The organism is Lihuaxuella thermophila (assembly GCF_900110165.1).
In the GTDB taxonomy this organism is placed as follows: Bacteria; Bacillota; Bacilli; order Thermoactinomycetales; family Thermoactinomycetaceae; genus Lihuaxuella; species Lihuaxuella thermophila.
This window is the reverse complement of sequence record NZ_FOCQ01000006.1, coordinates 36,094-48,697: the sequence shown is the minus strand read 5'-3', so window position 1 is coordinate 48,697 and position 12,604 is coordinate 36,094. Positions and strand designations below refer to the sequence as shown.

Here is a 12,604-nt window from a genome sequence, read left to right as displayed (position 1 = left end):
TGGAGCTGTGCTTCTGTTTTTGGCGGGAACCAGTGATGCGCGCGAACTGGCCATCCGGCTTCATCGGAAAAAAATCCCTCTCCTGGCGACGGTGGTGACTGAGAATGCGGCCAAGAGTTTGCAGGAAGCGGACATTCCCGTCAGAGTCGGCCGGTTAACGTCACAGGAGATGGCCGGCCTGATCCGGGAACGGGGGTTCATCCAGGTGGTGGATGCCAGCCATCCTTTTGCGGAAGAGGCTTCCCGAAATGCGATGGACGCGGCCAAGACGTGCGGTATCCCTTATATCCGTTATGAGCGCCCGGCCTGGGTGTATGGCAACGATCCGCGCATTCAAGTGGTGTCATCTTACGAAGAAGCGGCCGAAGAAGCAGCGCGCCGCAAAGGTGTGGTGATGCTGACTACCGGCAGCAAAACGTTGCACATTTTCGCCAACCGGCTGCTGAACGATCCGGACATCCGGCTCGTTGCCCGGATGCTGCCCCGGCGGGAGAATATGGAAAAATGTGCACAGCTCGGCATCGGGCAAAAAAACATTGTCGCCATGCAAGGGCCGTTCAGCAAAGAATTAAATGCCGCTCTATACCGCCATTACGGTGTCACCACGGTGGTTACCAAAGAAAGCGGCAAAATCGGTTCTGTGGATGAGAAAGTGGAAGCAGCGCTCCACTTGGGCATTGACGTCATTCTGATCGCCCGGCCCCGCTTGGAATACGGAACCTCCTTTTCCAGCATGGAAGAGGTGGTTGCTGCAGTTTGTGAATGGAGGAGGAATGAGCATGGCCGATCAACCGTTTAAACCCGTAACTACACAGCCCCAACAGATTGAGAGCCTAAGTTTTGACATCATCAAGGAAGAGTTGGGAGAGCACCCGTTTACACCTGAACAGTTTCCCGTTGTGCAACGGGTGATTCACGCCTCTGCCGATTTTGAGCTCGGCCGCAGCCTGGTATTTCACCCGCAGGCCGTCGAAGCGGGCATAAAGGCCATTCGGAGCGGTAAAAGGGTGGTGGCGGACGTTCAGATGGTCCAAGTCGGCATCAGCAAACCGCGGATCGCCAAGTTTGGCGGTGATGTGCGCGTGTATATCTCTGATCCCGATGTGATGGAAGAAGCGAAACGGTTGGGCACGACCCGCGCAATCATCTCGATGCGAAAAGCGGTCACAGAGGCGGAAGGAGGAATTTTTGCTATCGGCAACGCCCCGACTGCCTTGTTGGAATTGATCCGCCTGGTTCGCGAAGGGGTTGCCAGACCGGGTCTCATCGTCGGTGTGCCGGTCGGCTTTGTCTCTGCGGCCGAATCAAAAGAAGAATTGATGAAATGCGATGTTCCCTTTATTACCAATCATGGGCGCAAAGGCGGGAGCCCGGTGGCGGTCGCGATCGTCAACGCGCTCTCTCTGCTGGCGGAAAAAGCGGCATCAGAGGGATAAGGGGTTTCGCCATGAAAAAGCAGGAAAAAGAACTGCGGCACGGATACACCACGGGTGCCTGCGCAACGGCTGCCACCAAAGCGGCACTCATTTCCCTGATCACCGGACAAGCCGTTCCGGAGGTGGAGATTGTGCTGCCGGTCGGACAGACAGCCGCTTTTGCCGTCGATCAGGCGAAAGTGACGGCAGATCAGGCGGAATGCAGCGTCATCAAGGATGCGGGGGATGATCCGGACGCAACGCATGGCGCACGCATCGTTTCCACCGTCACCTGGTCGGATCAACCGGGAATCCAGCTTGACGGAGGGGCAGGGGTCGGGCGGGTAACCAAGCCGGGGCTGCCCGTACCTGTCGGTGAAGCGGCCATCAACCCGGTTCCGCGCAAGATGATTCGGGGTGCCGTCACCGATGTGCTGACCCGGTTTGGGATTGAGCGGGGAGTTCGAGTCGTCATCTCCGTACCCGATGGAGAAGAAATCGCCAAAAAAACGTTGAATGAACGGCTGGGCATTATCGGCGGAATTTCGATCCTCGGGACGCGCGGGATAGTCGTCCCGTTTTCTACCGCTGCTTATCGGGCCAGTGTGGCGCAGGCGATTCAGGTGGCCGGAGCAAACGGATGCCGCCATCTGGTGCTGACGACCGGGGGAAGCAGCGAAAAAGCGGCGATGAAGATGTATCCCGGGCTGCCGGAGGAAGCCTTTATCCAGATGGGCGATTTTGTCGGATTTGCGCTGAAACACGCCAAACGGGCCGGGGTGGATCAAGTAACCCTGGTCGGGATGATGGGCAAGTTTTCCAAAGTGGCCCAGGGAGTGATGATGGTTCACTCCAAAAGCGCCGGAGTCGACTTCAACTTTTTGGCCCAAGTAGCGGAGGAAGCAGGGGCGCCAGCCGCGTTGATCGGGCAAGTGCGGGAAGCAAACAATGCGACCCACGCCGGCCAGCTGATGGAAGAGGCGGGATATCCGGGCTTTTTTACTTTGCTTTGTGAAAAGATTTGCCGGCGATGCCTTGATCATGTGGAAGGCGGCATCCGGATTGAAACCGTGCTGGTCAAGATGAAAGGCGAACCGTTGGGGAGGGCGGAAGCAAGTGGCTAAACGGGTGAAAGTGATCGGGATCGGTGATGACGGGCGGAACGGTTTGTTTCCGCATTATCTCAAGTGGATTGAGGAAGCGGACGTATTGGTCGGCGGGGAGAGACAACTCGCCTTTTTCCCGGATCATCCGGGCAAACGCATTCCGATCAAGGGAGGACTTCAACCGGTATTGGAGCAAATCGGGAGGGAGAGCCACCGGCATCGGGTGGTTGTGCTGGCATCGGGCGACCCGCTTTTTTACGGGATTGCCGGTTTGATTGTTCGCAAGCTGGGACAGGAACAGGTGGAAGTGCATCCCCATCTCAGCTCGATTCAATTAGCCTTTGCCCGAATGGGGGAAAGCTGGCAGCAGGCGCGGATCGAAAGTGTCCACGGCAGACCGATGACCGGACTGGCCCAGCGCATCGACGGACAGGAAAAAGTAGCCCTATTGACTGATGATGCCCATTCGCCAAGCGCCATTGCCCGGTATCTGCTTCAGTTTGGGATGCGGGAATATCAGGCGTTTGTGGCGGAAAATTTGGGCGGCCCGGACGAAAGGTGCGGATGGTGGGAATTGGATGAACTGGTCGATGCCCGGTTCTCCCCACTCAATGTGGTGATTCTCAAACGAAAAGCAGGCGCGGAAATTCCCCGCTGGGGTCTGGGAATCGAAGATGAAGCGTTTGCGCAGCGCAAGCCGGAAAAAGGGCTGATCACCAAAAAGGAAGTGCGTGTGGTCAGCCTGGCGGAACTGTGCCTGCGAAAAGACAGCATCGTTTGGGACATCGGCGCCGGCTCGGGTTCGGTCTCCGTCGAAGCGGCCAAACTGGCTCCGTATGGACAGGTGTTTGCGATTGAAAAAAACGAGGCTGATCTTCACAATATTGAAGCCAACCGGGTGAAATTCCGCACCGATTTCACGGTGGTTCACGCCAAAGCCCCGGATGGACTGGACGGGCTGCCTGATCCCGACGCGGTTTTTATCGGCGGCAGCGGCGGAGAGCTCAAGGAACTCATCCATGTCTGCGGCACCCGTCTTAAGCAGGGAGGGCGGATCGTCATCAATGCCGCCACAGTGGAGACACTGGCCACCTCACAAGAAGCGCTTAAAGCACAAGGGTTTGCTGTGCGCATCATCTTGCTGCAAACGGCAAGGAGCAAGCCGATTTTACAGATGACCCGATTGGAAGGGCTCAATCCGGTCTACGTCATCGTGGGGGAACGAAATGTTTAAGACGTAAGGAGTGGAGAAAATGATCGGACAACTGTACGGAATCGGAATGGGGCCGGGCGATCCGGAATTGATCACCGTCAAAGCCTACCGCCTGTTGAAAGAATCGCCGGTCATTGCTTATCCGAAAAAACGGATGGGGGAAAAAAGCTATGCCCTGACCATTGCCGAAACCTACATCAATCCGCTGGAAAAAGAGATGCTGGGACTTGTTTTTCCCATGACCCGCGACCGGGGCACCCTGGAACGGGAATGGGACCGGACGGTCGAAGCGGTTTGGGGGCGGCTGTCTCAAGGCAAAGATGTGGCTTTTGTCACCGAAGGGGACCCCATGTTGTACAGCACCTTTATCCATATGAGCCGGCGGATGCGCGAACGGCACCCTGAGGTGAACATCCTCTCCGTTCCCGGCATATCCTCGGTCAACGGAGCGGCCTCGCGCTTACACGTGCCGCTGGCGGACGGTGATGAGCAGATCGCCATCGTTCCCGCGACCGAAGATGTGGAAGCGATGAGAAAAGCGCTCATCGATCACGATGCGGTTGTGTTTCTCAAAGTGGCCAAAGTGATGGATCTCATCCTTGACCTGTTGCAGGAATTAAACCTGTCTGACAAAGCGATGGTCGTCTCCAAAGTGACTTCCGACCAGGAGATGGTCTGGCGGAATGTGGCGGAATTGAAGGGACAGAAGCTGGGCTATTTAACCCTCATGGTGGTGAGAAAATGAACGGGTTGGAAGCAAAAGTCTACATTGTGGGAGCGGGTCCCGGGGATCCCGACCTGATCACGGTGAAAGGCTTACACATCTTGCAAAATGCCGATGTGGTGCTGTATACGGACTCGCTTGTCAGCGATCAACTGATTTCGAGGGCTCATCCGGACGCAACGGTGCTGAAGAGTTCGGGCATGGATCTGCAGCAGATCGTCGGTCTGATGGTGGCCCATGTGCGGCAGGGAAAGAGCGTCGCCCGCATACATACCGGGGACCCGGCTGTTTACGGCGCCATTTTTGAACAGATGGCCTTATTGAAAAGAGAAAACATCGGGGTGGAGGTCATTCCCGGAGTCAGTTCGGTCTTTGCGGCGGCTGCCGTGTTGGGGGCCGAACTGACCGTTCCGGAATTGACGCAGACGGTGATCCTCACCCGGGCGGAAGGAAGGACACCCGTCCCGGCCAAAGAAAAATTGCGGGACCTGGCCGCCCACCAGACTACCATCGCCCTTTTTTTAAGCGCCACCCTGACCAAAAAAGTAGTGAATGAACTGCTGGCAGCGGGTTGGTCGGAGGACACGCCGGTTGCTGTCGTCCAAAAGGCGACCTGGCCGGAACAAAAGGTGGTCCGCTCCACCTTGAAGCACCTGGATGAGGAGATGCGCCAGGCCGGCATTCGCAGCCATGCCATGATTTTGGCCGGGTGGGCACTGGACCCGCACCTCCATGAGCGGGGGGAAGAGTACCGCTCCAAATTGTACGATCCGTCCTTTACGCACGGCTATCGCAAAGGGGTGAGCGGGTCGTGAGCCAAATGTACGCAGTGGTAGCCATCACCAAACATGGGGTGGAGCTGGCCCGCCGCCTTGCCGGACAGCTTCCCGGGGCTGACCTGTATTATATGGAAAAGTTTGTCCGCGGAGATGAAGAGAAGCTTGGGGTAAAGCTCTTCTCCGGGTCGGTGCGGCTGCTTTTGCCCGATTTGTTTCAGCGGTACAGCGGCTTGATCCTGTTTATTTCGCTCGGGGCGGTGGTGCGCATGATCGCTCCTTTGTTAAAAGACAAAAAAACAGACCCGGCCGTGGTGGTGATCGATGACCGCGGCGAGCATGTCATCAGTGTTCTGTCCGGCCATCTGGGGGGAGCCAATGAACTGACCCGGCGGGTTGCCGCCATCCTGGACGCGCGTCCGGTCATCACCACCGCCTCCGATGTCCGGCAAACGATTCCGGTCGACTTGTTTGGCAGCCCATTTGGATGGGAAATCGAGAGTTTCGAGCGGGCGACACCGGTCAGTGCGGCGGTCGTGAATGAAGAGCGGGTGATCGTGATTCAGGAATCGGGTGAACCTGACTGGTGGACCTATGACAAACCGTTGCCGGAACATATCCGGGTGTTTTCATCCACCCGGGAGGCATGGGAACAGGAATTTGACGCCGCTCTTGTCGTGACGCACCGTCTGTTGAGCGAAGAGGAAGAACAACGATTTTTGTCGAATGGCGTTCTGTACCGCCCGAAGGTGCTCGTCCTCGGCCTTGGCTGCAACCGGGGAACGGAGTTGGAAGAGATCGAGCAAGTGGTGAAAGAGACATTGTCTGAACAACGGCTCTCGATCAAAAGTGTCCGCAATATCGCCACCATCGATTTAAAGAAAGATGAACCGGGCCTGCTCGCCTTGTGCCGGAAGTATGGGTGGCGGATGGAGGTGTATTCCCCCCCGGAGCTGAATACCGTTGCGCTCCCGCATCCCTCGGAAACGGTGTACCGCTATACGGGGGCATATGGAGTGAGCGAGCCGGCGGCTCTGTTGTCTTCAGGGGCCACAGACTGGATGCTGACCAAAAAAAAGGCGGGCAACGTAACCATTTCGATCGCCATGGTTCCCCATCCCTCAAGAGTGGAGGTGAAGAGGAGTGAGTGAAGCGAGACCGAGAATCGTGATTGCCGGAACCGGCAGCGGGGCGGGCAAAACGACGGTTACCCTGGGCTTGATGGCGGCTTTTCAAAAACGCGGGCTGAAGGTGCAGGGGTTTAAAGCGGGTCCTGATTATATTGATCCCAGTTACCATACCGCCGTCACGGGACGGCCTTCCCGCAATCTGGATACCTGGATGCTGACACCGAACCGGATGAAGGAAATCTTTCTCAACGGCAGCCGGGAAGCTGATCTGTCCATCATCGAGGGGGTGATGGGATTATATGATGGAAAAGACCCTCTCAGCGACAGAGGCAGCACGGCGGAGATCGCCATCCTGCTGAACAGCCCGGTGATCCTGGTCGTCCATATTCACAGTATGGCCCGCAGTGCCGCCGCCGTGGTAAAAGGATTTCAGCTGTTCAATCCCCGTGTGCCCATCGCCGGTGTGATCGCCAACCGGGCCGGGAGCGAAGGCCATTTCCGCCTGGTGCAGGCCGCGATTGAACAGGAATGCGGCGTCCCTGTCCTGGGCTGGCTCCCCCGCGATCCCTCCATCGATATTCCGGAACGGCATCTCGGCTTAATCCCGGCCATTGAGCGGGGGGAGATCGATCCTCTGTTTGAACGACTGAGAGAAGTGGTGGAAAAAGGCGTCGATTTGAACAGGGTGGCGGAGATCGCCTCGCAAGCCCCGCAGTTGGACCCTCCGGCAGATCGTCTATTTATTGCACAGGAAGCGGAACAAAAGCCGTCTGTCACCATCGCGGTTGCCAGGGATGCCGCCTTTAATTTCTACTACCCGGAAAATCTGGAGCTGCTCAGGCAATACGGTGCGCGGCTGCTGTATTTCAGTCCGCTCCGGGGAGAGCCTGTTCCGGAGGATGCGGACGGGCTGTATGTGGGCGGCGGATTTCCGGAAGAGTTTGTCAGAGAACTGTCTGCTGATGAGCGGGTAAAAGCTTCGTTCCGCACGAAGATCGCCGCTGGCTTGCCCACATTTGCCGAATGCGGAGGCTATATGTATCTCACGCAGGCCATCATCGACCGGGAAGGAAATGCTCACCCGATGGCCGGTGTAATCCCGGCTGTCGTGCAAATGAAAGATCGTTTGGCGGCGCTTGGCTACCGGGAAGTGGAAGCCGTTTCCGACAATCTGCTGCTCCGGCGGGGAGAAAAGGCACGCGGGCATGAATTTCACTATTCCACCCTGACGCCCCGAGAGGAAGACTATCCTCCGGCGTACGAATCGGCCGGACGCCGGGGGAAAACAAGGGAAGGATACGCACGAGGAAACCTGTTGGCCGGCTATACCCATCTTCATTTTGCCTCCAATCCGGCCATGGTAAAACGTTGGATGGCTGCCTGTGGAGAATACGGGAAGAAAAGGAGGAGAGACGGATGAAACAGGCGGAGCGCCAGCGGGGGTTCACGCTCGTTTATACTGGAGAGGGAAAAGGAAAAACCACGGCAGCGCTGGGATTGGCCTTAAGAGCCGTGGGCCGCGGAATGAAAGTGCTGATTTTGCAGTTTATCAAATCCCCGGAGCGGACGTACGGAGAACAGATCGCCCTCCGCCGCCTGGGGGTGGAAATGCACCAGCTGGGGATCGGCTTTACTTGGACCAAGACGCCGGAAGAGCACCGGGAAGCCTTGGCCCGGGCATGGAAATTCACCAGGGAGCGGGTGATGAACGGGGATTATGATCTGGTCATTCTCGATGAGATCAACAATGCCCTGGCCATTCAATCCTTTCCGGTGGATGATGTGTTGCCGCTCGAGGAAGTGATCGAATTGATTCAACATCGCCCTCCCCACATGCACCTCGTTTTGACCGGACGGAATGCGCATGAAAAAGTGACCGGACTGGCCGATCTCGTGTCGAGGGTGGAGGCGGTGAAACATTATTATCACGAAGGCGTCCCGGCAGTGCGCGGGCTTGAATTTTAGAAAAGAGGATGCGGAAACATGAAAGCGATCATGTTGCAGGGAACGGCGTCCGATGTGGGAAAAAGCGTGTTATGCACGGCGTTATGCCGCTATTTTTTTGAGGAAGGTTACCGGGTCGCCCCATTTAAGTCGCAAAATATGGCGCTTAACTCCTACGTGACGCGGGATGGAAGGGAGATCGGCCGCGCCCAGGGGGTCCAAGCGGAAGCAGCCGGCATTGAAGCGACCGTCGATATGAACCCGATTCTGTTAAAGCCCAAAGGGGATCTGGTGTCGGAAGTGATCGTGCACGGCCGCCACTTTGCCGACCTGGACGCCGGGTCTTACCGGGAACAAGTGCTGGACCAAATGCTGGAGCCGGTCCGCCAATCCCTTCGCCGCCTGGCCCGGGAATATGATGTGTTGGTGATCGAGGGGGCCGGAAGCCCGGCTGAGATCAATCTGAAAGACCGGGATATCGCCAACATGCGTGTGGCCCGTATGGCGGATGCCCCGGTTCTGCTGGTAGCTGACATCGAGCGTGGAGGGGTGTTTGCCTCCATCGTGGGAACCCTGGAACTGCTCGACCCGGACGAACGGGCCCGGGTGAAAGGGTTTATCATCAACAAGTTCCGGGGAAGCAAAAAACTGCTCGATCCCGGGATTGAGTGGCTGGAAAAGCGGACCGGAATCCCGGTGCTGGGCGTGCTCCCTTATGTGGATCTCGGTGTGGACCCCGAAGACTCCATGTCGCTCCAATCGCTGGAGTTAAAAGGAAAGCAAAAAGGAAGAGCCGACCTGGATGTGGCGGTTATCCGTCTCCCGCGCATTTCCAACTTCACCGATTTTCTGCCTCTGATGAATCGGGAAGATGTGACCGTCCGTTACATTCAATCGGTCCGCGATCTGGAACAACCTGATGTCATCATTCTGCCCGGAACCAAAAATACGATGGAAGATCTTGTCTGGCTCAAAAAGACGGGATTGGCCGGGGAAATTCTGAAGCTCAGGCGCCAGGGAAGCTCGGTGGTGGGCATTTGCGGGGGCTATCAAATGTTGGGAGAAAAGCTGACCGATCCGGATGCGGTGGAATCGGATCATCAAGAACTGGACGGTCTGGGCCTCCTGCCGATGGTGACCCGGTTTGTTGCCAACAAAAAAACGGTGCGGACGGAAGGAACACCGTTCCCCGAATGGGCCGGACCAGCCCCTGTCGAAGGATATGAAATCCATCTGGGGCGAACCCGGTTGACCAGTCCGGCTGTACCCCTCTTCCAATTGCCGGATGGCCGCACGGACGGGGCGGTGGCCGAAGACGGGGCGGTGTGGGGAACCTATCTTCACGGCGTGTTTGACAATCCCTCGTTTACCCATCATTGGATCAATCATCTCCGCCGCAAAAAGGGCTTGCCGGAACGGGAAGAACTGGCGGGGAATAGGCATGAAGCCAGAGAAGAGGTATATGCTTTCCTGGGTCATTGGATTCGAGAGCATTTGGATCTGGAACGGTTGAGAGCGATTATGGGATTGAATCCGATGTGATGGAAAAAGGGCATCCCTGCCGCCAATGGCCGTAAAATCATACTTGATTGAATGAAGGTATGTAAAAAAGAAAGCAACTACATAGCAGAAAGCTGGTCTTACGAGTAAACACGGGAAATTCCCTGGTTCCTGAAAACGGTCTAGTATCACATTTTTTAACCATTACTGAATGAAAAGGCCGGGTTCCTGTCAATGATGTTAACAACTAATCCTGGGAGGAACCCGGCATGAGTTTGTTTGGCGGAGCAAATACCAGAAAACATGTGTCACAAGCTTGTGAGTATTTATATGAAGGTGAAGAGCTGATTCAAACGTACGGGATGCTGTTGGACTTTGTCGCCCTGACAACGAGAAGAATCCTGTTTGTGGACTCGGCAGTCTTCAGCAGGAAAACAGCGGTCATCTCCATTCCGTATTCCCGGGTGGAATCGATTGCCCTGGAGAAAGGGGACTTTTGGTCGAGAACCAACAAAGTGGAGATTCAAACCAAAGCCAAAACTTATTGCCTGGAGTTTCGTAAAGAAGCGGATGTCATCGGATTTTATCAGACCCTTTCCTATTATATTTGCCACTAGGAAATGGCGGTTCGCCAGCTAAAATGAAGACACGGCCCTGCGAAGATGCGCAGGGCCGTGTTATCGGCATTGCACAGGTCTAGACACGGAAAAATGGTGAATCGTGAAGATACGATTGATTCGGTATCCTAACGATACATCCCACCATATGAGACGATTAAACGATTTCCGGGAAAGCATGTTTCTCGCTAATTTTAAGGATATATGAAAAGGTTTACATAAAGTAATATGAATCATTCATAAAAATAGAATATATATCCATATCGCCTGCTCAAATAGAATCATAGAATAGGATAGCCGGATCTATAAAGGGGGAATGTGTCTTGTTTGATCAATACCCCATTCTTAACATTTGGATTCCCTTGTTCGATCCAAAATTTCCATTGGTCTTGTTTTGTTCTCAGAAAAGCGGTTGCACTTCACTCAGCAAATGGTTTTACTTTCAATTAGACTTACTAAAGGAAGCCGAGAGTGTTGAGGGAGTTCATTGGTATACCATTCATCGATTCACTGCGCAGGATGATTATAAACAGAGATTAACGAATCATATTAAAAAGAAAGATTGCTATAAACTGGTGAGAAATCCTTATCGAAGAGCCGTTAGCGCATATATTCAAGTATTGACCACCCAAACAGATGAATATAAGAAGATAAAAAATTTTTTATACAATGATCCCAATAGCCATCAGGGCGTATCTTTTAAACAATTTATCCACTATGTACAACATACTCTTCCAGGTGGGGTTATAGATGCTCATTGTTTTCCGCAATATTTCCCGGGTGAAGAAGAGTTGATAAAAAAGAATTATCTTTACTTGGAGAAATTTAATGATGAGATCGCCGCAATTGAGAAAAGATATGGGCTGAAAAAATCTCACCCCTCTCTTTTTGTAAGTCCTCATCATAATTCTCAAAGAATGATCATGAAAGGTAATTTTTCTGAATTTAAGTTTACGAGGGAAATGATGATATCCGGGAAGAAGTTGCCAACTTACGAAAGTTTTTACGATCAAGAGGTGAAGGATTCAGTGAGATCTATATATGATAAGGATTTTGAGACGTATGGCTATGATGATGATTTGTAATGAAGTTTTATGGGTGGAATAAGTTGGTTTTGTAGACAAGTTACGACCTGGTGAACGATGTCGGCGAGACTTCGTTTTACGAAAACCTGAAGATTATCCATTGTGACCCGTGAAAACACCTTTTTCGGTCGTTGATGGCGCTGATCCTGACCGAAAGGTGTCTGTTTCTTGTTCATATGTTCCACACACTGGCGGGTGGGAATAGGACAAGGCCCTGTACAAGTAAGCAGGGCCTTGTCGTTGCCATTATTGCACCGCCTTCTTGCCGTAGAGCCGATCGGCGGCGTGCAGAGTGGGGCCGACATATTCATTCAGCGGGAAACCATGTCGGATCGCTTCTGTGATAAACGTTTTGGCGGTTCGAACCGCTTCTTTGACGGGTTTGCCTTTGGCCAGTTCAGCCGTGATCGCGGCCGAGTAAGTGCAGCCGGCCCCGTGGGTATAAGTGGTTTCGATCCGTTCCGCTTCCAAAATGTCAAATGATTCACCATCATAAAGCAAATCAATCGCTTTTTCGTGTTGCAATTTTCCGCCGCCTTTGATCAACACATATTTGGCTCCCAGCCGGTGAATGTTTACGGCTGCTTCCTTCATCTCATCGACGGTACGAATGGGACCGCACCCGCTCAATTGGGCTGCTTCAAACAGGTTGGGGGTCACCACGGTTGCCTTGGGAACAAGCACTTCCCGCAAAGCGACTGCCGTTTCCGGATGCAGTACCTCGTCGGTTCCTTTGCAGACCATGACCGGATCGATCACCACAGGTTGATCATGGTATGTTTCAATCGTCTCCGCCACCAGTTCGATCAGTTCGACCGAACCCAGCATGCCTGTCTTTAAAGCGTGTACGCCGACACCCTCCAGAATCGTTTTTAATTGGGCTCTCACCGTGTCCAGGGAAACCGGAAATACCTGATGCGCCCAATGGTTGTCGGGGTCCATAGCCACAATGGTGGTCAAGGCCGTCATGCCGTAGACTCCCCGCTCCTGAAAGGTTTTCAGATCGGCCTGAATCCCCGCTCCTCCGCTGCTGTCAGATCCTGCGATCGTTAAAGCTTTGTAGATTGTCATAGACATCCTCTCCGTTTCTGTCT

The 12,604-nt window shown here is 54.3% G+C and carries 13 protein-coding genes; 12 read left to right on the top strand and 1 reads right to left on the bottom strand.

The genetic code is table 11. From position 1 onward, the window contains the following. Positions 1 to 7: 7 nt before the first annotated feature. The 12 genes from cobK to BMW55_RS07960 all read left to right on the top strand — a co-directional run bounded on the left by cobK (position 8) and on the right by BMW55_RS07960 (position 11,510). Positions 8 to 799 (top strand): precorrin-6A reductase, encoded by a 792-nt coding sequence (cobK, locus tag BMW55_RS08015; RefSeq protein ID WP_089967127.1) that lies wholly within the window; start codon positions 8 to 10, stop codon positions 797 to 799. Beyond that, positions 780 to 1,436, top strand: a complete 657-nt coding sequence (locus BMW55_RS08010; RefSeq protein ID WP_244527489.1) for a precorrin-8X methylmutase — start codon at positions 780 to 782, stop codon at positions 1,434 to 1,436. Before cobK ends, BMW55_RS08010 begins: the two co-directional genes overlap by 20 nt. Positions 1,437 to 1,447: 11 nt before the next feature. Next, positions 1,448 to 2,539, top strand: coding sequence for a cobalt-precorrin-5B (C(1))-methyltransferase (locus tag BMW55_RS08005; RefSeq protein ID WP_089967123.1), 1,092 nt, complete (start codon positions 1,448 to 1,450; stop codon positions 2,537 to 2,539). After that, positions 2,532 to 3,755, top strand: a complete 1,224-nt coding sequence (gene cbiE / locus BMW55_RS08000; protein ID WP_089967121.1) for a precorrin-6y C5,15-methyltransferase (decarboxylating) subunit CbiE — start codon at positions 2,532 to 2,534, stop codon at positions 3,753 to 3,755. Before BMW55_RS08005 ends, cbiE begins: the two co-directional genes overlap by 8 nt. A gap of 19 nt (positions 3,756 to 3,774) precedes the next feature. Next, positions 3,775 to 4,479 carry a precorrin-2 C(20)-methyltransferase gene (gene cobI, locus BMW55_RS07995; RefSeq protein ID WP_089967119.1) on the top strand — a complete coding sequence of 235 codons (705 nt, stop codon included), beginning with the start codon at positions 3,775 to 3,777 and terminating at the stop codon, positions 4,477 to 4,479. Beyond that, positions 4,476 to 5,273: a precorrin-4 C(11)-methyltransferase gene (gene cobM / locus BMW55_RS07990; RefSeq protein WP_089967117.1), complete on the top strand. Its 798-nt coding sequence runs from the start codon at positions 4,476 to 4,478 to the stop codon at positions 5,271 to 5,273. The genes cobI and cobM overlap by 4 nt, the downstream gene beginning before the upstream one ends. Before the next feature lie 5 nt (positions 5,274 to 5,278). Beyond that, positions 5,279 to 6,385 carry a cobalt-precorrin 5A hydrolase gene (locus BMW55_RS07985; protein ID WP_089967535.1) on the top strand — a complete coding sequence of 369 codons (1,107 nt, stop codon included), beginning with the start codon at positions 5,279 to 5,281 and terminating at the stop codon, positions 6,383 to 6,385. Further along, positions 6,378 to 7,784 carry a cobyrinic acid a,c-diamide synthase CobB gene (locus BMW55_RS07980; RefSeq protein WP_089967115.1) on the top strand — a complete coding sequence of 469 codons (1,407 nt, stop codon included), beginning with the start codon at positions 6,378 to 6,380 and terminating at the stop codon, positions 7,782 to 7,784. The genes BMW55_RS07985 and BMW55_RS07980 overlap by 8 nt, the downstream gene beginning before the upstream one ends. Beyond that, a complete protein-coding gene (cobO, locus tag BMW55_RS07975) occupies positions 7,781 to 8,329 on the top strand; it encodes a cob(I)yrinic acid a,c-diamide adenosyltransferase (RefSeq protein WP_089967113.1) in 549 nt (182 codons plus the stop codon). The genes BMW55_RS07980 and cobO overlap by 4 nt, the downstream gene beginning before the upstream one ends. A gap of 18 nt (positions 8,330 to 8,347) precedes the next feature. Beyond that, on the top strand, positions 8,348 to 9,850 hold the full coding sequence (locus tag BMW55_RS07970) for a cobyric acid synthase (RefSeq protein ID WP_089967111.1): 1,503 nt from the start codon (positions 8,348 to 8,350) through the stop codon (positions 9,848 to 9,850). Between the two features lie 227 nt (positions 9,851 to 10,077). Next, positions 10,078 to 10,425 (top strand): PH domain-containing protein, encoded by a 348-nt coding sequence (locus tag BMW55_RS07965; RefSeq protein ID WP_089967109.1) that lies wholly within the window; start codon positions 10,078 to 10,080, stop codon positions 10,423 to 10,425. 323 nt (positions 10,426 to 10,748) lie between these two features. Further along, positions 10,749 to 11,510, top strand: a complete 762-nt coding sequence (locus tag BMW55_RS07960) for a sulfotransferase family 2 domain-containing protein (RefSeq protein WP_170839814.1) — start codon at positions 10,749 to 10,751, stop codon at positions 11,508 to 11,510. A 246-nt stretch (positions 11,511 to 11,756) separates the two neighbouring features. Here the strand turns inward: BMW55_RS07960 and pdxK are convergent, their stop codons facing one another. Continuing rightward, the gene (gene pdxK / locus BMW55_RS07955; protein ID WP_089967105.1) at positions 11,757 to 12,581 is read right to left on the bottom strand and encodes a pyridoxine/pyridoxal/pyridoxamine kinase; all 825 of its coding nucleotides are present in this window, start codon (positions 12,579 to 12,581) and stop codon (positions 11,757 to 11,759) included. Positions 12,582 to 12,604 lie beyond the last annotated feature (23 nt).